Genomic DNA, 20232 nt, shown 5'->3' on the forward strand with positions numbered 1-20232 from the left:
TTAAAGCCTTGAACAAATAAAAGTGTTATGTCATTTTGGTGGTATAGCACTTTTTTATTTTAAAAACAGTCATCAAGGGGCCTTGGGTGAGTAATTTTATAATGTTTAGTATTGATGTATTTGCAAGTATGTTTATTGTTGTTTTAGGGTTATTGGTTTTAATCGTTGTCGTTTTTTATATTCGAGATGTAACACAAACCAAGCATGCAATTAGACGTAATTACCCTGTTATTGGTCGCTTTCGATATTTTTTTGAACGCCAAGGTGAGTTTTTTAGACAGTACTTTTTTGCTCAAGATAGAGAAGAAATGCCGTTTAACCGCGCTGAGCGTAGTTGGGTTTATCGTGCAGCAAAAGATGTTGACCGTACGGCTGCATTTGGCTCCACGCAAAGCTTAGAAGTAACAGGTACGGTTATGTTTATGAACTGTGCATTTCCTACTTTAGACGAAGAAGCGCTCGACCCGAGTAATGTTACTTTGGGTCCATACTGTAAAACACCTTACACGACCAACTCGTTATTCAATGTATCTGGTATGAGTTTTGGTGCGCTTTCAAAGCCAGCTGTACGAGCCTTATCAAAAGGGGCAAAACTAGCGGGTTGTTGGATGAACACCGGTGAAGGGGGATTAAGTCCTTATCATTTAGAAGGTGGTGCCGATTTAGTGTTTCAGATTGGTACAGCTAAATATGGTGCACGAGACGAGCATGGAAATTTAAGTACCGAAAAGCTAAAAGAAATAGCGGCTCACGAACAAGTAAAAATGTTTGAACTTAAAATGAGCCAAGGTGCAAAACCAGGTAAAGGCGGTATGTTACCAGGGCGCAAAGTTAACGCCGAAATAGCTAAAATTAGGGGCATACCAGAAGGACAAGATTCTATTAGCCCCAATGGTCATCCTGAAATTAAAAACCCAGCCGATATTCTCGATATGATAGCCACTGTACGTAACGCGACAGGTAAACCTACAGGGTTTAAAGCCGTTATTGGTGCTTACGGATGGTTAGAAACGTTGTTCGCAGAAATAAACCACCGTGGTATAGAGTCCGCGCCTGACTTTATTACCATAGATAGTGCTGATGGTGGTACGGGCGCAGCACCACAACCGCTTATGGATTCAGTGGGTTTACCACTGCGCGAAAGTTTACCGCTTGTAGTTAATATGCTTGAAAAACATGGGCTGCGAGATCGTATTAAAATAATCGCCTCAGGTAAATTAATTGTTCCTTCAAAGGTGGCTTGGGCGTTAGCGTTGGGCGCTGATTTTGTTGTATCGGCTCGAGGGCATATGTTTGCACTGGGCTGTATTCAGGCAATGCAATGTAATAAAGATACCTGTCCGACCGGGATCACTACGCATAACGAGCGTTTGCAACGCGGCTTAAATGTAGCTGATAAAGCGCAACGAGTAGCTAACTATAATAAATACATTCATTACGGAGCTGGGCTAATAGCCCATTCTTGTGGTGTGACTAGTGCACGCGAATTAAAACGTGAACATGTACGTATAGTGCAAGAAAGTGGTTTATCAGAACCGCTCGATAAAATTTACGAAAACTATAAGTAAGTTTTTAACTAATTAAAAAAGGCGCTAATAGCGCCTTTTTTAATGTTTTTTAATTTAATTGGCTTATTAATAAACTAAAAAATGCTTCTTTGTTGTTGCACGTGTGGGCATTCAAAATAAGTTGCTCGCCTAGTGCTAATGTTTGTTTTTGCACTATAAGACGCGCCTTATCATCACCAATACTATCTATATCGGTTACATGTGCGAGCCCTATGGTGCGCCTAATTAACTCAGCACCACAGTAACCAATGGCGTCTTGTAATACCCCTTTTATAAAGTATTCACCGTAGCCTGTAACTTTTAGCGAATTATCAGTAGTGTGCTCATTTATAAGCGTAAGCCAATGCTGTTCAAATAAGGTATAGCATTCAACAAGGGTGCTTAATAAGTGGGTTTGGTAATTACGACGAGCCAAAAAATCTTCAATATGCCCGTATTGTGCGCAGTAATTTAAAAGTAGATTGCCAATAAAAGAGCCAATATCGAACCCAATAGGACCAAAAAAGCCAAACTCAGGGTCAATCATCTTTGTATTATTACAATCAACAAAAATACTGCCGCTATGCATATCACCATGAAGTAATGTTTGCGGGTTAGATAAAAAATTAGCTTTTAGTTTTGCTATTTCTAATTTTAATGCGCTGTTTTTGTGTATTGCATCAACTTCGCTTTGTAGTTGCTTTGGGTAGTTATTGCGTTCGTGCTCAATGTACGGATCGCTAAAAAATAAGTCTTCAGTGATTTGGCAAAGCTCAGGGTTAGTAAATTGGCTAACGAGCGCTTTTTTAGTTTGTGCGGTTAAATAAAAATCTGAATTATAAAAACCAGTATGGCTTAAGTAGGTCGCTACGTGTTGCGCTAATTTAGGAAATTGCTCAGCATTATTTTGTGCAGTTCGCAGTATTTGTAAATTACCTAAATCTTCTAAAATAGTCAGTGCTTGCATTTCACTATAATGTAAAACCCTAGCAGTATAAGTTGGGCAAATAGCGCCATGATTGAGCAAAACTTGTGCTTCTATACGAGCTCTATCAAGCGTTAATGGCCACGACTCACCCACGCAACGCGCGTAAGGCAGAGCTTGCTTTAAAATAACACTATTTTTTTGCTCATCAGTAATTCTAAATACTAAATTAAGATTGCCATCACCAAACTCATATGCCGATAAGGCTTGTCCGGGAGCAAAAAAATTACATTGTTTAGATTCAATTAATGTCGATACATAATCGATAGCGCGCTGTGCATTAAAAGCAACATAGTTAGTCATGGTTTAAATCTCAAAAATCAGCTTTTAAGCATTCTATACCTTTAAATGTTTAGATGTCTACAAGTCCAACTTGAGAGTTATTCAAAGTGGTGTAAAATAACGTTACGCATTTTTAATACCTTAAGCATTATGCAAAATTTAATCGCAAGCAGTGTAAAATACGAAAACGGGTCGCTTAGTGTGCTCGACCAATATTTACTACCTCACCAGCAGGTATGGCATCAATGCCATGATGTAGAAACCATGAAAGAGCTGATCATTAGTTTAAAAGTACGTGGAGCTCCACTTATTGGTTTAAGCGCGAGCTTGTTAGTGGCGTATTTAGCTGAGCAAGGGGTAGTTAAAGGTGATCTTGAAAAAGCAATCAATGAGCTAGAAGCCACTCGCCCAACGGCGGTTAATTTAATGCATTGTATGGCTGCATTGCGTAAAGCTTTAACGCAAAGCGATTATGTTGCCGGTATTGTTACCACAGCCGAGCGGTTGTTTATTGAAGATATTGAGCTGTGTGAGCGAATGGCAAGCCGTGGCGCCGAACTTATAAATAGTGGCGACAACATATTAACCCATTGTAATACAGGGGCGCTTGCAACCGCTGGTATTGGTACTGCACTAGGTGTTATCTATAAAGCGCAGCAAAAACATGGCAACGTACATGTGTGGGTTGATGAAACACGACCATTATTACAAGGCGGTCGCTTAACTGCCTTTGAGCTTGAGCGCTGGAAAATACCTTACACATTAATTTGCGATAATATGGCGGCAAGTTTAATGGCTGCAGGTAAAGTAGATAAAATAGTGGTAGGGGCTGATCGTATTGCTGCCAATGGTGATTTTGCTAATAAAGTGGGCACCTATAATTTAGCCGTACTAGCGCATTTTCATAACATTCCATTTTATGTGGTCGCGCCTATTACCACGCTTGATACCAACACCGCGTGTGGTGATGATATAGAAATAGAGCAACGTAATCCTCAAGAAGTGCGCGGGGTTAGCGGTAGCTTTGGCGAGGCTTTATGGGCGCCCACTAATGCTAATGTGTATAACCCTGCATTTGATATAACGCCGGCAAAACTGGTCACAGGGTGGGTGTTAGATACGGGTGTGTATAACCAGCAACAAGTATTAATGGGTAAACTTAAAGAGCTAACTCAATAATATGCGACTGAATTCTGAAAGAAACTCAGAGGTACTATTTAGGTAGTTGGGGTAGGCTTTTTCTATTGATTTCAAGTCGCTCCCTGCTACCAGAAGCACGTTATTGTGAGTTTGTTTTTCTTGTTCGGCGTAATGTGTTAGAGCTTCTTGCTTTTTATTCTCTGCATATAAAAAGACTCGACCCATTTGTGTTTCTGTGTTGTGAACGAGTAAAGCAAAGCCTGTATCTTTCGATTTATTTTTAATTTCGTCAACTTGGAATGCGCGATTAAATGCATCAAGCTTATGAAATGCGGCTAGCTTTTTATTTAGTGCCGAAAGCTCATCAACAAAGGCCTGCGATTGCTGTGAACTTAATTGATTTGAACCATCTTTGACTGCAAGAAACTCACCCATGATAAAAAATAATCGCTTCCAATCTGTGTCGGCTGCTTGGGGATTAGTTTTTAGTGTTTCTTTTTCAATAATATCTACAATTTCAACAGTAGTAGCCCAAAGGTGCTGAAGCCTAGTGCGCAACTGAACTTCAATTTGAAAGCCTTTATAATCGTGAGATTCTAAATTGTTATAACTTTTATAAACACGATGAATACCTCTGTAGCCCGTCGCTTTTGGGTTTTCAATATAATCATATGACTTAACGCTATGAACAGCTCTACTCGAGTCTAAACTGGCGTTGAGTTGATATAGATGCTCTAGATTATCTAAGATTACTCGGCAGCCACCTATATCGTGCATTCGCTTCAGATTTATTGCGTTTTCACTTTTACCATCTAACGAGGCTCTTTGTAACTTATCTATAATAGTTGGCAAGCGCTTTAAGCGTCTAACTATAGTCGCCGACTCTAGCAAATGAAGCTTTTTTACATGTTTCCATACGAGGTTTTTAATAATAGTCAGCGGATATAAATGTGCTGCACGATAGTTCTGTACAACCTCTATTGCAAAGTCAAAATCACCTTCATTTTTACGAAAAATACGACCAGCCTTTTCAACTTGCTTACGTGAGTAGGCTAGTTGTTGTTTAGACTTTTGATATTGTTCGTTCACCATTAGAAAGTTACTCTTTATCAGCTGCATTGCTAAAATAATATTACAGAGTTAAGTGATTGAAGTCATCCTGCAAATAGCATAAATACGCTTATAGAAAATATAGTTTAGGCATGCGTGCACTGAGCTTTATTAATCGAGCAAGGGAAATTGCTCTGCAATAGACGAGTCAGTGCTTTTTGCTACCCAGCCCTCTGTATTGTTAAATAAGCGAATGGCAGTAAACTCAGGGTCGCTTCCCATATCAAACCAATGTGGGGTAAGTTCAGGCACTGAAATTAAATCGCCTTGTTGGCAAAGTACCTGATAAACCTTATTGCCTAAATGTAGGCAAAATAGCCCTTGGCCTTTTACAAAAAAACGTACTTCGTCTTCACTATGAGTATGTTCAAATAAAAACTTTTTGCGCAGCTCTGATGCGCCAAGATTACCTTTAGCTAGAGATATAACGTCTACTGTTTGATAGCCATTTTTGATTTTTAACCGATCTATATCGCTTTTGTACGCACTAATAATTTGCTCATGGGTGGTGTGCTGATTAATATCTGCATTTGCTTGCCACTGTTCAAAATGTACGTTTACTTTAGCTAGTTGCTTTGCAATATCATCAGCATTTGATGTGCTTACAAGTGCTTTGTTTGCATTGTTGTCGGCATATACTGTTAATTGACTCATACTAATTGCTCCAATTTAAATTGGCCAAAGTCATTAATATAAGGGTGTGCTTTAGTGCTTGCTTGCCCATCACGAATTAAATGTAGTGTTTTTAAGCCCGCAGCCTGCGCGGCATCAAGCTCGCCGGCTACATCACTTAAAAAGAGTATTTCTGCTGCTTTAAACGGTAACAGCTCAACAATAGTGTTATAGGCTGTTTGCTCTTGTTTTGCGCCAACTTTGGTGTCAAAAAAGTCAGTAAACAAGCTGCGAATGTCGCCATAATCACTGTATTTAAAAAGTAGCTGCTGCGCTTTTACCGACCCTGACGAGTACACATATAAAGTAATATCGTTGTTGTATTGAGCTTGTAAAAAATCAAATGCATCAGGGTATAAATGACCTTTAAAATCACCGTGTTCATACCCTGTTTGCCAAATTAAGCCTTGTAACTGCTTAAGTGGAGTGATTTTTTTATCTTCATCAATCCAGGTAAGTAAAGTGCTAATGACTTCTTCTATATCGGCGTTTGGCTTTTCGATAAGCGCTTTTACGGCATTAATTTGCTCGGCTACATCTGGCTTATTAGCATTGGCACGTACAAAGGTCGGTAATTGTTTTGCCGCGTAAGGAAACAACACCTCTTTAACAAATGAGATGCGGGTTATTGTGCCTTCGATGTCGGTTAAAATAGCTTTAATCATTTAGTTACTCCCGCTTGAATACCTACTATTTTTAGGCGCTCTAGTTCGCAACTAAATAAAAACTCTAAGGCTTCTAGGTGGCGGCGAACTTCATCAATATTGCGCCCTACAGCATATAAACCATGACCACGTATCAGTACGCCGTGCTCTATCGGCGTATGTAAGTGATGGTCACTGACCAGCAGGCTTAATCGGTCAATATCTTGATCGTTATCGAAAATAGGAATGCTCAGCGTTTCTAAATGCGAAGTAAAGCCGCTCAGTGCTTTTTGCATTTCATAGCCTGTTAAATCAAGCTGATGCCTTTGGGTAATTTGCGACAGTACGGTGGCGGCTACAGAGTGAGTATGCAAAACACACTGTGCATCAGGTATAAGCTGATACAAACTTAGGTGTAATTGTGTTTCTGCCGATGGCTTTACAGCTCCTGCTAGGCGCTCGCCTTGGTGATCTAATTGCAAAAAATGCTCTTGCGTCAGTGAGCCTTTATCGTGCCCACTTGCTGTAACAACAAAGCCAGTGCTAGTACGAGCTGAAAAGTTTCCACCTGTTGCGGGTACCCAGCCTTTTTGGCTAACCCATTTTCCGGCTTCAATAAGTTGTGAAATAGCGGTATTGTTTTGCATACATTCCTCACTAATGAGCGTAAAGTTAATTGTTTTTAGACGGCTATACTTCTGTTTTAAGCAATGATAGCATCGCTTTAAGCGCAAAACCATCATTAAGGGCATCACGTGTTTGAAAGTAAATTACCAAATTTAGGCGTTAGTATATTTAGCCAAATGAGCGGGTTGGCTAATGAGTTTTCGGCAATTAATCTCTCTCAAGGCTTTCCTGAGTTTGATGCTCCTGATCTTTTAAAAACGCAGTTAAATTATTATGTGCAGCATGGCGTTAATCAATATTCACCTTCAAGTGGTGTACCACGATTACAGCAACAAATTGCTGATTTAGCAAAGCGCAAATATGCAGCTGATATAAACGCAGCTGATCAAGTTACTGTTACCTCAGGTGCAACAGAGGCATTGTTTGTGGCTATTCAAACAATTGTGCGCCCCAGTGATGAAGTGATTGTATTTGACCCTGCATATGACTCTTACCAACCGGCAATTGAACTCGCTGGTGGAACGTCGGTACACATTGCTTTAAGTGCGCCAAATTACACTATTGATTGGCAAGTAGTAAGCCAAGCAATTACTAAAAATACCCGTGCAATTATTATTAATACGCCTCATAACCCAAGCGGTAAAATACTACAGCCACACGATATAAAAGAGCTTAAAGAGTTAGTTGGTACTCACAATTTGTATGTAATAAGCGATGAGGTATATGAGCACATTACGTTTGATGAACAACCACATTTAAGCGTATTACGCGATGATGAATTATTTGCCAAAAGCTTTGTTATATCGAGTTTTGGTAAAACGTTTCACAATACGGGCTGGAAAATGGGTTACTGTATTGCACCTGCAGATTTAGCTGTCGAATTTAGAAAAATTCATCAATACGTTACGTTTTCAAGTTTTACCCCCGCACAGCATGCGCTTGCTGATATGCTCGAGCAGCAAGGCGAGCATATCGATGAGCTAAGTGGGTTTTATCAGCAAAAACGCGACTTATTAGCGAGCCATTTAAGTAATAGTCGTTTTAAAATTTTACCTAGCCAAGGCACTTACTTTTTATTATTAGATTACAGTGATGTATCGGATTTAAACGATGTTGAATTTTGCCATTGGTTAGTTGAGCAAGCAGGTGTTGCGGCTATTCCGTTAAGTGTTTTTTATCAAAATCCACCAACCGACAAAGTAATTCGTTTATGCTTTGCTAAAAACGACAACACTCTCATAGAGGCTGCGCAAATATTATGTCAACTTTAACCATTACAGCATTGCAAAGCTCGCTTTATTGGCTTGATAAAGATGCTAATTTAGCCATGTTTAATAAACAGCTAGAAGCAATTACGCATCAGCCCGATCTTATTTTACTGCCCGAAACATTCTCGACTGGCTTTGCTATTAATTTAGATTGTGCAGAGCCTGAAAACGGTAAAGTACTGACGTGGTTAAAGGCGCAGGCTCATAAACATAATGCGGTTATTGCAGGTTCGGTACTTGTTGCACAAGGCGATAAAAAAGCGAATCGGTTTTATTGGGTAAAGCCCGATGGAGAGGTGAGTTATTACGATAAACGCCATTTATTTCGCTTAGGCAGCGAGGGCGACTACGTTGTAGCAGGGCAAGCGCGCAAAATTTTTGAAATCAACGGCTTTAAACTATTACCGCAGGTATGTTACGACCTGCGCTTTCCGGTATTTCAACGTAATAATAACGACTACGATGTAATGATAAACGTAGCAAATTGGCCTGCTGTGCGCCGCCATATTTGGGATACATTACTTATGGCACGTGCAATGGAAAACCTGTGTTACGTAGTAGGCGTTAATCGCGTGGGGGAAGACGGCAATGGTGTGGCGCACAATGGCGGTACCGCAGTATACGACTTTAAAGGCGATGCATTAACTAAAGCGCAAGATAACACCGAGCAGCTAGTTACAATAACACTTGAAAAAGCACCATTGGGTGAGTTTAAAGCGGCGTTTCCTGCCTATTTAGACGCAGACCCTTTTACATTAGTATAAACACGTTAATTTAGCGAAGAGCCAATAAAGTGTTAAAATAGTCGCTGATATTTTTGTTGGCGGCTAATATACATTATGAACACTTTAATCACTCCTGTAATTTTAGCTGGTGGCATAGGCTCTCGCTTGTGGCCGCTTTCTCGCCAAGCAATGCCTAAACAATTTTTACCACTACTAAATGAAAACACGTCATTGCTGCAAAGTGCATTGGCGCGTGTTTCTAATCAGTTGTTTGATAATGCTATTTTAGTGTGTAATGAGCAGCACCGATTTATTGCCGCCGAGCAAGCTGCCAGCTCAACTCCTAGTGCATTATTGCTCGAACCCAAAGGTAAAAATACCGCGCCAGCCATCGCATTAGCCGCCCACTATGCACTGCAAAATGGGATTACCGGTCCGCTATTAGTGATGCCTGCCGATCATCATATTAAAAACTTTGATGTATTAACAGCTAAGCTCCCTGAAGCTGTAAAACTTGCTGAGCAAGGAAAGCTAGTTACATTTTCTATTACTCCTACAGAGCCGCATACTGGTTATGGTTATATAAAACAAGGCGCGGCTATTGCCGGTACGGGTTGTTACGATGTTGCTCAATTTAAAGAAAAGCCTGACTTAGATACAGCGAACCGTTATTTAGCTCAAGGTGGTTATAGCTGGAATAGCGGCATGTTTTTATTTACCCCCGCAGTCTATTTAAAAGAGCTCGAGCGGTTTGCGCCAAAAATAGCAACGAGTGTTGCTGCAGCGGCGCAATTTACTAAAGATTTAGTGTTTACCCGCCCAAGCAACAGTGCGCTTGAACACTGCCCAAGCGATTCAATTGATTACGCCATTTTAGAGCGCAGTAATAACGTAGTTGTTATGCCTGTTGATTTAAAATGGAGTGATGTAGGTAGTTTTTCATCCCTTGATGCGCTTACAAAAAAAGATGAAAACGGTAATAGTTTAAATGCTAATTATATGGCTCAAAAAAGCACTAATAACTTAGTTATTAACGAAGCTGAACACACTATTGCCACGCTTGGAGTAAGCAATTTAGCAATTATTCATACTCATGATGCCACGTTAATTGCAAACCAAAATGAGCTAGATTCTCTGCCTTTGTTGCTTAAGAAAATTGCTACAACACAGGCTGATAAACTTAATCATCATCAAGTGGTTTTTCGCCCATGGGGAAGTTACCGTACTTTGGTTGAAGGCATTGGCTTTAAAGTTAAGAAAATTACTGTTAACAGCGGTGCTAAGCTTTCGACGCAGCGCCATCAGCATCGTGCTGAACATTGGGTTGTGGTTTCGGGTATTGCAGATGTGTGTATTGATGAGCAAGCGTATTCGCTAACGCACGACCAATCGTGTTATATCGCCGCAAAACAAATTCATAGCTTGGCTAATAATCAAAAAGAGCCGTTAATTGTCATTGAAGTGCAAACCGGTGCTGTACTTGATGAAAGCGATATAGAGCGATTTGATGATAAATATGGAAGAGGCTAATAATTAGCTATTTTAAAGCTAATTCACTATTACTCTAACTGCCCACGCACAAACTTTAAATATTGCTCTAAGCTGCGTTGCCACAGATCTAACGCTTCATCAAGCATATCGTTGTGTGGCTTTTTATCGAGTAAACGACGCTCTATTTTTTTAAGCTCAATACCATAGCGATTAAAACCAAGTTGCAGAGCGGTACTTGCTTGGCGATGTAAAAGCTTAATGCATTGCTCTGGTTGTTGATCAATAAGCTTTTGACAGCGAATTAGCTTGTTACGCGCCGAAAGCACAAACTCATTATAAATCGACGATACTTCATCTTCACTAAACGAGCTGGTGAGTGTTTCGGCCGCTGTTTTGTCATACAAGGTATCAATAAGCTCTACTGCAATGCTCGCAGTTTGATTAGATTGAGAGTCGCTAAGTGCTTGGCGAAGCTTTTCGTGCTTAATAGGCTTACCTACAATGTCTTTTATTCCTAATTCTAAATACTCCTTTACTTCGTCGGGGCTAAGGCTTGCAGTAAATGCGAGTACTGGAGTTCGTTGATTTTTATGATCAATGCGTTTTAGACGTTTAAGTACTTCTTGGCCTGTTAAATCAGGTAGGTTCATATCAAGCAAAACAACATCGAAGTGGTGAGCTTGCATGAGCTCTATGGCGCTTTTCCCATCTTTTGCGAGCTTAATTTTGTGTTCATCGTCGGCCATAAATTCTATAGCAATTTTTTGATTTAAATCTAAATCTTCAACCAGTAGTACATCAAGACCTGTTAAGTAATCTTTAGTTTGATGGCGCTGCTCTACAAGGCTTAATTCACCTAAAGTAAAAGTAACGGTAAAGCTAAATACACTACCAGTACCAAGCTGGCTGGCTATTTCGAGTCGGCTACTGAGCTTTTCAAGCAGGCGACTGGTAATAGCTAAACCAAGGCCGGTTCCGCCTTTCTCTTTTCCTGCACTACTTTGTACATAAGGTTCTGTTAAGTAGGCTATCTCATCATTTTCTATACCTGGCCCTGAATCTTTGACACTAATTTTTATAGTGTGCTCAAGTTGTTTTTCTAATACTAAATCAACCTGAATTTTAACGGTTCCGTGGTCTGTAAACTTAATGGCATTACCCACTAAATTAATAATTATTTGCCTAAGTTTTTGCTGGTCGCAGTAATAACAGGCTTGCTCAGGAATATTACATATTAGTTCAAACTTGAGTTGCTTTTGCTCGGCGAGAGGGCTTAGTAATAAACATAAATTATTAAGCCATGTTTTAAACTCTACATCTTCTTCGTAAAGCGCTTCGTCACTTTGATCTAGGCTCGCATAATCAAGGACCTTATCTACCAATAAGTTAAGTGATTCGGCAGAATTTATAATCGCTTCGCAATAGGCTTTATTGCGGGTATCACTTGTTTGGTTCATAACAAGTTGGGCGCTGCCTAAAATACCGTTTAGCGGGGTGCGAATTTCGTGGCTTATAGTTGATAAAAAGAGCCCGCGTATTTCTAAATCTTTTTGTGCTTTATCGGCTAATTTATTGAGGTGCTGCTCTCTGCGCTCATTACATAATAACGCCATACCTGCAGCATAAAACATGGGTGCAATTACGCCATTTAAAAATAGCAAAGAGCTAAACCAGCCGTTTACTAAAAGATTTTTTTGTTCAATGTTATCCATAAATAACGAGCGGCCAATAAAGCTTAAAGCAACAAGCGTTAAAATGGTTATGTATACAATACTGCCATTAGGATAGGGTTTGCGTGCACACTTAATAAATATAAACAGTAAAAAACCGGCTTCTGCTATGTGTTGTATATCGGATGCAATCACTCTTTCGTGTAAAGATGGGTCAAAAAAAGGTGTAATAGCCAAGCATTACAGTGCAAAAAGCGGTCACTGAGCAGAGTAATTTAAAACCAATACCGCGATAATTTAAAAATTGACTAAGTGAAAGGCAGTGCACTATTGATGCGGCAAACATCATGCTACTGGCAGCGCTAATAATTACTAAATTATGTGTATCACCAACAAGAGTAAAGCCAATAACAGAGCCTAATAGCAATATGGGATAAAAAATGTATAGCAGCGTGCCCGATATTTGTTTGTTTGTTCGCCATGTCAAAAAGTTAAGTAAGGTCATTACGACCATAATGGCGATGCTGGCAAAATAAAGAGTGAAGGAGTCGAGCATTAATATTCCAGCAAAGTAGCTATTAAACTAAAGTTATCAAAAGTATACACTTATACCAATCCTCAAAACAGATTACTTAATTAAGCTAATTGTTATTAGATAAGTATATAGCACATACAAAAACAGACACCTAAGTGTCTGCTTTTAAATTTAAACTAAATATTTGATTAACGAATTTCATCAGGGATATTTTGTTGTGCCCACGATAGAAGTTCAATACGGTTACGACATTTGGTTTTTCTAAATGCGCTGTATAAATGTGTTTTAACAGTATGTGGACTAATACTTAAATCTTCTGCGATCTCTTTATTTTTCGAACCTTTACTCATTAGTGAGATTATTGCTTTTTCTCGCTTAGTAAGTTTAACAGGCTCAATATCACCTTCGGTTAGTTTATGCAGCGCATCTTTATTAAATTGCAGCATACGATTTAATGCATTACACATAATATCGCGACGGTACCAAAGTTGATCTTCAAGTAGTAAGCGAATACCTTTCATTAATACATCGGCGTTATCTGTTGTGTAAAATACGCCACGAATACCGCTTAACAATGCACGATTAGCAAGCTCAGGGTTTTCGTCTAAATTAAATAATATGATATCGCATTTAATACGTAGGTTTACTAGTTGTTCTTTTAGTTTTCCCCATGCATCCTTGCTTGATGTTTCAATAAACAAAAGTCGAGTCCCTTCAGGTATGTCTAAAATATTAGTACCTGTGGTTACGTCAAGGCCTTGCGTTTTTAACAAAGGTTCTAAAACGTTAATACCAATAGTGTTAATTGGCTCTTGATCTAATAACAAAAAGGCTGAACTGCTCATGTTTTTTATACTCTTTTATAAAGCTGACTGACTAAGTTTACCACGACTTCCACACCTTTTGTATTAGAAAATCGCTGATGTACTCAATAACAAATACGATATTACGATTATTTAAACACAAAATGTTGCAAATAAGTAACTATTTATTCTTTATAACTATGAAAAACCATAACATTTGTAACTAATTAATTGAGTGGAACAATTTAATAAAAACTTTTAATTATTTTACTTTTTTTACATTTTGATAAGGTGGCCAGCCCATTTCTTTACCGCCAAGCATGTGTAAATGTATGTGATAAACAGTTTGCCCACCATGTTCGTTACAGTTCATAACTACGCGGTATCCGTCCTCAGCAAAATTATGTTGCTTAGCTAATTTAGCTGCAACTACGTATAAGTTGCCTACTAAATGTGAGTTTTCAGGATTTATATCATTTATAGTAGCAATTGCTTTTTTTGGGATAATTAACACATGAAATGGCGCTTGTGGGTTTATATCTTTAAATGCGAGAGTGTTTTCATCTTCGTAAATAATATCTGCTGGAATTTCACGATTAATGATTTTGGTAAAAATAGTTTCTTGGCTCATAGTGTGTTCCTAATTAAGTGTTGTGAATTTTAAGCTCACTAATGACAAACTTTCAAAGCAGTGTCAAACTGAAATCAAATAAAGGAGTTAATATGCTTAAACCAATTTTAATAAGTAGTGCAGTTGCATTACTACTTAGTTTTTCGGCTAATGCTGAGAATATTCACTTTCCAGAAGAATTTGTACCACTGCAAGTGGGCGATAAAATGCTAGAAAGCTCTTTGTTTAGTCGTATTGATGATGTAGAGCTTGCCCCCGGAACTTATCAGCTTAGGCTAAAGTACACCGATTTATATGAAGATGATTATGACACGCACGAAGTTGTGGAGTCGGAACCATTTTGGGTAAGTGTAACTGTTGAAGCAGGTAAAGATTATACCTTAGTGTTTAATCGTGCTGAAAATTCAGTATCTGCAAAAGTATTTGCAGAAGCACCACAAGTGAGTTTAAAAGCAAAAAGTAGCGCTGTTGCTAAGCCTTTAAGTGTTATTTCTAACACGCAACTAGCAAGCAATAAACCGGTAATGCAAAATACAATGCCTGCAGGACCTTCACGTCCTAGTCAGCCAATAAAGCCGATAGCACCAATTACAGGTAAAGGCATGCCAAGTGCGCCGCAAATGCTTGATTTTTGGTGGCAACAAGCCACAACTGCAGAGCGTAAAGCTTTTTTAGAAAAAGTAACAAAGTAAAATAACAGAAAAACAAAAGGGCCAAATTTGGCCCTTTTTAGTTTCTAGTTAACGCTATTTATTCAAATAATGCGTCAATAGTACCTTGCGCAAGAGGGTGATACCCAGGGCGTGCTTTTAAGTACACGCTTTGTGCCCAGTCTTTTTTACCGTTAGTGATAAGTGATTTATATAACGGCACAATTAACTTACGACGGCCAATACCTGATAAGTGCTTATTAAGCGCAGGATAAATTGGTTGATAACCATTACCTACTGCTAGCATAAACCAAGCAAACGCACGTTCAGCGTTAGTTGATTGCGTTAGGTTAAATTCACTATCAAGCTCGCTCATTTTCTCTATGCTTAAATCGCGTGGTAAGTTATTTAAAAAGTGTAGCCACTCATGCACGGACCAATCAGCCGTTGGTAGTTGAGTTGCTGTTGTGTCGCCTTTCAACCATGCTGCTGTTGCAGTATCTACTTTATCAAATGCATCAGACGTAGGGTTTGGCGCATCACTTGGTAAGCCAGGCTCAAAAATCCATTCGTTTACTTTATCCATACTTACAACATCAGGGTACTTCTCAATTAAGTTAGCTTTTAAGTAAGTAACAAATTGCGCGGTAGTAAGTGATTTAAACGAAAACTCTTTAAAGTACGCTTTTACGAACGGGTCAAACTTATCGCGGCCATATTTATTTTCTAGATAGATTAAAAATAACTGACCTTTAGTGTAAGGCACTGAGCTAAACGCATCGTCTGGGTCGCGGCCATTAAGTTTTAAATTAAGGCGTGTATCTGGTGCATCAATTGTTTTAATTTGTGCGCGTAAAGACGCTGAATCAAGTGCTTGTTCCATAACCGCACGGTCACGACCAAATACTTCTTCCATAATGCGGTTTTCAACGTACGAGGTAAAACCTTCGTTTAACCATAAATCTTCCCACGTTGCATTAGTTACTAAGTTACCTGACCAAGAATGAGCAAGCTCATGGGCAATAAGGTTAACTAAGCTTTTATCACCGGCAACAACCGTTGGGGTTATAAATGATAAGCGTGGGTTTTCCATGCCACCAAACGGAAAACTTGGCGGTAGCATTAATAAGTCGTAGCGACCCCATGCATATTCGCCGTACATGGCGTTTGTTTTGTCGATCATGGCTTGGGTGTCGTCAAATTCAGCAACTGAGGCATCTAAAATTGTAGGCTCAGCAAATATGCCCGTTTGGTGCGACATTGCTTTAAATTCTAAGTTACCTGCGCCAATAGCAATTAGGTAAGGTGAAATTGCTTGTGGCATATCAAAAATGTAGTCACCATCTTTATAAAGCGCATCTTTGTTGTCGGCACTCATTACAGCACGTATATCTTTTGGTGTATGAATTCGTGCAGAGTAAGTTACACGCATTGCGGGTGTATCTTGCACTGGGATCCAACTACGTGCATGAATTGCTTGCGATTGGCTGTACATAAATGGATGCGTTTTACTTGCCGTTTGCTCTGGTGTTAACCATTGCAGGCCAGATGCTTCTGGACGACTGTTGTAGTAAATACGAACTAATTCAGCTTGGTTTTTAAACACAATAGTAAGCTTTGAACCTTTAACGTCATCTCGCTTAGCTAAATCAAAAGTCGCCTTTTTCCAGTTACCACTTTGATCTTTGTACATTACTTTATCAATGTCTAAGTCGCGGGTATCAAGTACCAGAGTTCTACTTTTGCTGTTGTTCCACTGAAGAGTATGCTCCACAAAACCTTCTAACTGCTTGTCGGCAAAGTCGACATCTAAATCAAGGTTTAAGTGAGTAGTAACAACATCGTCAAGGTTAGCATACGAGTTTTGGTCAATCGCATTAGCCATTGCTTGCGAACACATACCCGCCATAGCGAGGCTTAAAAAAAGAGGTTTAATTTTCATCATTACTCTGAACACAAATAAAAAAGTGCTGGTTTTATATCACGATTGACACGGTGGGTTGAGTGATTTTTACAATCTAGTGCCACATTTGCGACGATGAGGTAAACTATTGCGATTAGTTACCGGTATTTTTAGAGAGCTTTGTGGCGCATTCATTACACTCCTTACATACATTCGCATTAAACAGCCAATGCCAAAATTTTGTTGAAATTACTCAGCTTGAGCAACTTAAAACGCAAAGTTTTAGTGCACCGTTTTGTTTGCTAGGCGAGGGCAGTAATACCGTATTTTTAAATGACTACATGGGTACGGTTATAAAAATAGCCTTAAAAGGTATTAAAATTACCGAGCGTGAGAGCGACACACTAATTAGTATTGCTGCAGGCGAAAACTGGCATCAACTAGTCAGTTATTTATTAGAGAAAAATATACCCGGGCTTGAAAATCTAGCACTTATACCGGGCACTGTTGGCGCATCACCGGTACAAAATATTGGTGCTTATGGCGTTGAGATAGCTAAATTTATTGAGTTGGTAGAGTACTTTGATATAACCACTAAAACTATGCACTCACTAAATAATACACAATGTGAATTTGCTTACAGAGACTCAATATTTAAAAATGCTCTCAAAAATAAAGCGGTGATCACGCAAGTGCATTTAGCGCTCCCAAAAAAATGGCAACCAGTATTAAGTTATGGCCCCCTGCAACAGCTCTCAAGCATTACCCCGCAAGCAGTATTCGATCAAGTTATACAAACTCGCAATAGTAAATTACCTAACCCATATACACTTGCCAATGCGGGTAGCTTTTTTAAAAACCCAATAATAACCAACCAGCAGTTAGCTGAACTATTAAAGCAATTTGCAGATTTACCTCATTACGAATATGGGCAAAGTCATCACAAGGTCGCGGCAGGTTGGCTAATCGATCAAAGTGGTTTAAAAGGGCACCGCGAGGCAGGTATAGAAGTGCATCAACAACAAGCATTAGTACTTGTTAATCACGGAAATAGTGAAGGCAGCGACTTAATAAAAATGATTAAACACATTCAGCAAGTTGTTTATACGCGTTACAACATTATGTTAGAGCACGAAGTACGTTTAATAGATGCGCGCAGCGAATGCCATATTAACGCGGAGCCTGAGCAATGAAAGCACCTGATGGAAACAAACTCGCTATTTTAAATGCACTTAACCAAGGGGGCTTTGTATCTGGCCAAGCCTTGGGTGAAAAGCTAGGAATTAGCCGAGCTGCGGTGAGTAAACATATCAAAACGTTACAAGAAATGGGCTTGGATATTTTTAAAGTGACTGGCAAAGGCTACTGTTTGAATAGTCAGGTGGGCCTTTTAAATAAAACACAAATTGATCAGCACTACAAAGCGCTAGGTGCTAATACTGCCGATGTAGAAGTACACCCTATTATTGATTCGACCAACAGCGAGCTTATGCGCCGTATACAGGCTAAAACAGCGCTTGAGTCTGGTACAGTTATTGTTGCTGAAATGCAGCAAGCAGGGCGCGGCCGACGCGGCCGTGTTTGGCAATCCCCATTTGGCGCTAATCTGTATTACAGTTACTTTTGGCGTTTAGATGACGGGCTTCAAGCTGCAATGGGTGTATCAATTGCGGTAGGCCTTGCTGTTTATGATGCAATTAAAGCGTTATACCAAATTGACGTAGAGCTTAAATGGCCTAACGATATTTATATAAATAAACAAAAACTTGCAGGTGTATTGGTTGAATTAGATGGGCAACCGCAAGGACCTTGTCAGTTAGTGATTGGTATAGGTATTAATTTACAAATGCCTGAGAGTTTTAGTCAACATATAGACCAAGCGTGGACCGACTTAAATCAACATACTCAAAAGCTTGATAAAAACCAGCTGGTGGCGTCACTTACTTATCATTTAGAGCAGCGTTTAGTGCAGTATCGTCAAACTGGCTTACAAGATATGTATGAGCAATGGAATTCGCTTAATGCGTTTGCTGGCGATTATGTTGAGCTAAATACAGGGCACCGAAGCTGGCGTGGAATATGCGAAGGTATTGACCCACAAGGTGGAATACGAATTCGCCAAGATGGTGAAGTAAAAAGTTATTACGGTGGGGAAGTCTCCCTCAGAAAGGCGCAAGTATGAGATTACTGATCGACGTAGGAAATACATCACTAAAAGCTGTGCTGTGGCATAACGAGCAAGCACAACCAGCAGATATAAATAACCTACCTTGGTTGCAAATAACCGAAGTCATTTATGCGTGCGTAGGGCGTAGTGATTTACTAAACGATATTCTCGTGCAAGCGGCTAGTAATAATATTACTTGCTTTGAGGCCAAGGTAACCAAAACGCTTGGAGATCTTGTATGCGCTTACGAGCATGTGGGTAACTTAGGCATAGATAGGTGGTTGGCGCTTATTGCAGGCTTTACGTTATATCCAAACACAGCATGTATTGTTGTTGATGCGGGTACTGCGACAACAATTGATGTGCTCAATAGTGAAGGCCTACATTTAGGTGGCTGGATTTTACCCGGGCTTGATTTAATGACCTCATCGCTTACACAAAACACCCAACGTGTTTTTGATGACGGTAAAACACCGTTTACTAATGAATTGGGTAAAAACACGCCAAATGGTTTAAAAAATGGTGCCTTAGTGGCAACCATCGGGGCAATTGAGCAAGCTAAGCTGAATTTAACGGCTCAAAAAACAGAACAAGCAACACAAATTATTTTTGCTGGTGGCTATGGCTCACTATTGCAGCAGCAATTTGCAGGAAGTATTTTTGATTCATTGCTCGTAATGAAGGGATTAAATTATTGGTACGAATTAACCGAAACAGTATAAAAAAGTGCAAAAAACGTGTTTTCGCGTGAATATTGAGCATTTAAACTAAAAATTTACACTTTTTTAATTTTATTGTTGCATCCCAATAAACCTTACTCTAATATCTCGCCCCGTACTAAAGCAGTGCCGACTTAGCTCAGCTGGTAGAGCAACTGACTTGTAATCAGTAGGTCAACCGTTCGACTCGGTTAGTCGGCACCACTTTCCTTTTACCGGAAGTGAATTAGTAGAGAATTATCGTGGAGGGGTTCCCGAGCGGCCAAAGGGATCAGACTGTAAATCTGACGGCTCAGCCTTCGCTGGTTCGAATCCAGCTCCCTCCACCACTTTATTCTTGACGGTTAGAGGTAGTTTAAGAACAGATTTTTATGCGGGCATCGTATAATGGCTATTACCTCAGCCTTCCAAGCTGATGATGCGGGTTCGATTCCCGCTGCCCGCTCCAGTTCTTGTGTTGCTGATATAGCTCAGTTGGTAGAGCGCACCCTTGGTAAGGGTGAGGTCGGCAGTTCGACTCTGCCTATCAGCACCAGTCCTAAGAATCTCCTTGATTACTTCCTTTATCTGTCAGAAAATACTATTTGAAAAAATTAACTTAATCTACCTCTGGTGGATTATTTTCATATGTAATTTAGATACACAAAACTGATAGGTTCCGTC

Annotated in this window: 17 protein-coding genes, 4 tRNA genes and 1 pseudogene; 13 read left to right on the forward strand and 9 right to left on the reverse strand. The window is 39.6% G+C overall.

Translation table 11 applies throughout. The features are described from left to right. Window positions 1-101: 101 nt before the first annotated feature. Window positions 102-1568, forward strand: a complete 1467-nt coding sequence (locus tag P20429_RS18750) for an FMN-binding glutamate synthase family protein (RefSeq protein ID WP_007579865.1) — start codon at window positions 102-104, stop codon at window positions 1566-1568. Window positions 1569-1617: 49 nt separating this feature from the next. Here P20429_RS18750 and mtnK read toward each other — a convergent pair whose 3' ends face one another. Further along, the gene (gene mtnK / locus P20429_RS18745; protein WP_007579867.1) at window positions 1618-2835 is read right to left on the reverse strand and encodes an S-methyl-5-thioribose kinase; all 1218 of its coding nucleotides are present in this window, start codon (window positions 2833-2835) and stop codon (window positions 1618-1620) included. Window positions 2836-2964: 129 nt separating this feature from the next. Between mtnK and mtnA the strand changes: the two genes are divergently transcribed. Beyond that, window positions 2965-3993, forward strand: a complete 1029-nt coding sequence (gene mtnA, locus P20429_RS18740; RefSeq protein ID WP_007579869.1) for an S-methyl-5-thioribose-1-phosphate isomerase — start codon at window positions 2965-2967, stop codon at window positions 3991-3993. Here the strand turns inward: mtnA and P20429_RS18735 are convergent. From P20429_RS18735 to P20429_RS18720, 4 genes are all read right to left on the reverse strand, one after another. Continuing rightward, on the reverse strand, window positions 3982-5046 hold the full coding sequence (locus P20429_RS18735; RefSeq protein WP_007579871.1) for a RelA/SpoT domain-containing protein: 1065 nt from the start codon (window positions 5044-5046) through the stop codon (window positions 3982-3984). The genes mtnA and P20429_RS18735 overlap by 12 nt on opposite strands. A gap of 129 nt (window positions 5047-5175) precedes the next feature. Then, on the reverse strand, window positions 5176-5718 hold the full coding sequence (locus tag P20429_RS18730) for an acireductone dioxygenase (protein WP_007579874.1): 543 nt from the start codon (window positions 5716-5718) through the stop codon (window positions 5176-5178). Continuing rightward, the gene (gene mtnC / locus P20429_RS18725; RefSeq protein WP_007579876.1) at window positions 5715-6401 is read right to left on the reverse strand and encodes an acireductone synthase; all 687 of its coding nucleotides are present in this window, start codon (window positions 6399-6401) and stop codon (window positions 5715-5717) included. The genes P20429_RS18730 and mtnC overlap by 4 nt, the downstream gene beginning before the upstream one ends. Further along, a complete protein-coding gene (locus P20429_RS18720; RefSeq protein ID WP_007579878.1) occupies window positions 6398-7027 on the reverse strand; it encodes a methylthioribulose 1-phosphate dehydratase in 630 nt (209 codons plus the stop codon). The genes mtnC and P20429_RS18720 overlap by 4 nt, the downstream gene beginning before the upstream one ends. A 108-nt stretch (window positions 7028-7135) precedes the next feature. On the opposite strand from P20429_RS18720, the gene P20429_RS18715 reads away from it, so the two are divergent. The 3 genes from P20429_RS18715 (at window position 7136) to P20429_RS18705 (ending at window position 10530) form a co-directional block, all read left to right on the forward strand. Then, window positions 7136-8278, forward strand: a complete 1143-nt coding sequence (locus tag P20429_RS18715) for a methionine aminotransferase (RefSeq protein ID WP_007579880.1) — start codon at window positions 7136-7138, stop codon at window positions 8276-8278. After that, window positions 8266-9039 (forward strand): amidohydrolase, encoded by a 774-nt coding sequence (locus P20429_RS18710; protein ID WP_007579882.1) that lies wholly within the window; start codon window positions 8266-8268, stop codon window positions 9037-9039. The genes P20429_RS18715 and P20429_RS18710 overlap by 13 nt, the downstream gene beginning before the upstream one ends. A 75-nt stretch (window positions 9040-9114) precedes the next feature. Then, on the forward strand, window positions 9115-10530 hold the full coding sequence (locus P20429_RS18705; protein WP_007579884.1) for a mannose-1-phosphate guanylyltransferase/mannose-6-phosphate isomerase: 1416 nt from the start codon (window positions 9115-9117) through the stop codon (window positions 10528-10530). Window positions 10531-10559: 29 nt separating this feature from the next. Here the strand turns inward: P20429_RS18705 and P20429_RS18700 are convergent. The 3 genes and pseudogenes from P20429_RS18700 to P20429_RS18690 all read right to left on the reverse strand — a co-directional run bounded on the left by P20429_RS18700 (window position 10560) and on the right by P20429_RS18690 (window position 14130). After that, a pseudogene (locus P20429_RS18700) lies at window positions 10560-12717 on the reverse strand (response regulator). Window positions 12718-12884: 167 nt separating this feature from the next. Next, entirely contained in the window at window positions 12885-13541 is a 657-nt protein-coding gene (locus P20429_RS18695; protein ID WP_004334929.1) for a response regulator transcription factor, read from the reverse strand. Between the two features lie 220 nt (window positions 13542-13761). Next, entirely contained in the window at window positions 13762-14130 is a 369-nt protein-coding gene (locus P20429_RS18690) for a histidine triad nucleotide-binding protein (RefSeq protein ID WP_007579887.1), read from the reverse strand. Between the two features lie 92 nt (window positions 14131-14222). On the opposite strand from P20429_RS18690, the gene P20429_RS18685 reads away from it, so the two are divergent. Next, window positions 14223-14822: a DUF2057 domain-containing protein gene (locus P20429_RS18685; protein ID WP_007579888.1), complete on the forward strand. Its 600-nt coding sequence runs from the start codon at window positions 14223-14225 to the stop codon at window positions 14820-14822. A 58-nt stretch (window positions 14823-14880) separates the two neighbouring features. Here P20429_RS18685 and P20429_RS18680 read toward each other — a convergent pair whose 3' ends face one another. Continuing rightward, window positions 14881-16722 (reverse strand): M1 family metallopeptidase, encoded by a 1842-nt coding sequence (locus tag P20429_RS18680; RefSeq protein WP_007579889.1) that lies wholly within the window; start codon window positions 16720-16722, stop codon window positions 14881-14883. Between the two features lie 143 nt (window positions 16723-16865). Here P20429_RS18680 and murB point away from each other — a divergent pair, with 143 nt between their 5' ends. The 7 genes from murB to P20429_RS18645 all read left to right on the forward strand — a co-directional run bounded on the left by murB (window position 16866) and on the right by P20429_RS18645 (window position 20104). Beyond that, window positions 16866-17876: a UDP-N-acetylmuramate dehydrogenase gene (gene murB, locus P20429_RS18675; protein WP_007579891.1), complete on the forward strand. Its 1011-nt coding sequence runs from the start codon at window positions 16866-16868 to the stop codon at window positions 17874-17876. After that, on the forward strand, window positions 17873-18865 hold the full coding sequence (birA, locus tag P20429_RS18670) for a bifunctional biotin--[acetyl-CoA-carboxylase] ligase/biotin operon repressor BirA (RefSeq protein ID WP_007579893.1): 993 nt from the start codon (window positions 17873-17875) through the stop codon (window positions 18863-18865). Before murB ends, birA begins: the two co-directional genes overlap by 4 nt. Then, window positions 18862-19572 (forward strand): type III pantothenate kinase, encoded by a 711-nt coding sequence (locus tag P20429_RS18665; protein WP_007579896.1) that lies wholly within the window; start codon window positions 18862-18864, stop codon window positions 19570-19572. Before birA ends, P20429_RS18665 begins: the two co-directional genes overlap by 4 nt. A 125-nt stretch (window positions 19573-19697) precedes the next feature. After that, window positions 19698-19773: transfer RNA gene (locus tag P20429_RS18660), tRNA-Thr, on the forward strand. A gap of 40 nt (window positions 19774-19813) precedes the next feature. Then, window positions 19814-19898 (forward strand) — tRNA-Tyr (locus P20429_RS18655). Between the two features lie 44 nt (window positions 19899-19942). Continuing rightward, window positions 19943-20017, forward strand: a tRNA-Gly gene (locus tag P20429_RS18650). An 11-nt stretch (window positions 20018-20028) separates the two neighbouring features. After that, window positions 20029-20104 (forward strand) — tRNA-Thr (locus P20429_RS18645). Window positions 20105-20232: the final 128 nt, after the last annotated feature.

Origin of the sequence: Pseudoalteromonas sp. BSi20429 (assembly GCF_000238895.1) — a bacterium.
Classification (GTDB): domain Bacteria; phylum Pseudomonadota; class Gammaproteobacteria; order Enterobacterales; family Alteromonadaceae; genus Pseudoalteromonas; species Pseudoalteromonas arctica.